This window comes from Streptomyces sp. sk2.1, assembly GCF_008120935.1.
Classification (GTDB): Bacteria; Actinomycetota; Actinomycetes; order Streptomycetales; family Streptomycetaceae; genus Streptomyces.
This window is the reverse complement of sequence record NZ_RDBO01000280.1, coordinates 1-1,620: the sequence shown is the minus strand read 5'-3', so window position 1 is coordinate 1,620 and position 1,620 is coordinate 1. Positions and strand designations below refer to the sequence as shown.

Here is a 1,620-nt window from a genome sequence, read left to right as displayed (position 1 = left end):
TGAGCCTTTGCCAACCTGCCATGGCAGGCCGGGTAGTCGGTCAGACCGGCTAGTAATTGAGTCAGGACCGCACATCGATAAAAATCGAATAAAGGCCCGCAAAGACCCCTTCACCACCGAGGCCCCGCGCCGCCAGGCAGTCTCCGCGCCGGTCCGCCGCCGAACCACATTGCCCGCCGTTGCGGCGACTCCGCCCCAGCGGCGCCTGCGGAGCCGCGGACACCAACCGCACATGTGTGGCACCGTGACGTTCATGGACTTGAGCGCGTACCGCGGCTGCTTCCTGGGGTCGATCTCCACACAGGCCCAGGCGTACGAGAACGCGAGTGTGCGTATCGAGTTGACGGACGGGCCTTACACGGTCGCGGTCCTTGAGTTCAAGCACGTGGCTCGCATGGTCATGGACGACTGTGGCGGTGATTGGTGCGGATTCTTCGATGACTTCCATGTCCTGGAGCTTCCCCGCGTCGGTCCCTGGCCCGATGAAGCCAGGGGCCTCTTGCATCATCACAACAACGAGTCGGCCTTGCTGTGGGTCCGCATGATCGGGCCGGTGGAGATCGAGATCCTCGCTCGCGATCTCGTGGTCGAGCGCACAGGTGCGCCGAACACGGTTCAAGTCGCGTCGCGGCCCGGCAAGCCGTCGTGAGAGACCGCCGGCCAGGAGGCCCCCACCCGCCTGGAGCACTGGTGCCCGGGCACCTGAGCCGCGACCACCCGGGACCGATTACTGACCCTTCCATCTTCGCTATGAGCTGGCCAGATGCAGGGTGAGGACTGCCTGGACGAGTGCGGTGATGCGGGTGGTCGAGCACCGGAGCTTACGGAGGAGTCTCCAGGTTTTGAGGGTGGCCACGGCCTGCTCGACGAGCGCGCGGATCTTCGCGTGGGACCGGTTGACGGCCTTCTGGCCGACGGAGAGGTTTTCCCAGCGGCCCCAGTACGGGGTGCAGACCGTTCCGCCGGCGCCCCGGTATGCCTTGTCGGCCCAGYACGTGAGGCCGACTTCGGTGAGGCCGTCGACGATCCCGTGCTCACGGGCGGCGCGGATGTCGTGCACGGCGCCGGGCAGGGCGGGCGACGCCCACAGCAGCCGGCCGAGCGGATCCGTGAGGACTTGCACGTTCATCCCGTGCTTCTTGTGCTTCCCGGAGTAGAAGGGCCGGTCCGCGGCGATGCGGTCGATCGGCAGGAGCGTCCCGTCGAGGATGACGAATGCCTTCGTTGCAGCGGTCCGCATGGCGTCGGCCAGGGTGGGCGCGAGGTCGGCCAGGAGCTCGACTGCCTCGGTGGTGTAGCGGTAAGCGGTCGTGGTTCCGACCCCGAACCCGGCCGCGAGCTGGGCATATGTGTGCCCCATCCGCAGGTGGGCGAGCGCGAGCAGGGCCTGGCGGCCAGGATTCAGACGCCTCCAGCGGGAGCCGATCGCGCGACGATGCTGCCGCAGACGAGCGGACAGGAAGCGCAGGGCAGAACTGGACACGTCGACGCCCGACGGGTAGACAAGCATGCGAAGCCTCTGGTGGAGACGGATTTCTTGGTCGAAAACCCATCTACCAGGGGCTTCACCTGTCTGTCAGCCCAACTCCGCAACCAGACGCCCAGGTTGAAAAGGGCTCA

At 66.5% G+C, this 1,620-nt stretch carries 2 protein-coding genes; one reads left to right on the top strand and one right to left on the bottom strand.

Annotation, left to right across the window (positions count from 1 at the left end; translation table 11 throughout):
- The first annotated feature begins 253 nt into the window (after positions 1-253).
- Positions 254-649, top strand: coding sequence for a hypothetical protein (locus EAO76_RS43790; protein ID WP_148841761.1), 396 nt, complete (start codon positions 254-256; stop codon positions 647-649).
- 99 nt (positions 650-748) lie between these two features.
- Here the strand turns inward: EAO76_RS43790 and EAO76_RS43785 are convergent, their stop codons facing one another.
- The gene (locus tag EAO76_RS43785; RefSeq protein WP_148841760.1) at positions 749-1,510 is read right to left on the bottom strand and encodes a transposase family protein; all 762 of its coding nucleotides are present in this window, start codon (positions 1,508-1,510) and stop codon (positions 749-751) included.
- Positions 1,511-1,620 lie beyond the last annotated feature (110 nt).

Coding starts and splice junctions, on each gene's coding strand:
- EAO76_RS43790 (WP_148841761.1), top strand. CDS start 254: ATGGACTTGAGCGCGTACCGCGGCTGCTTCCTGGGGTCGATCTCCACA.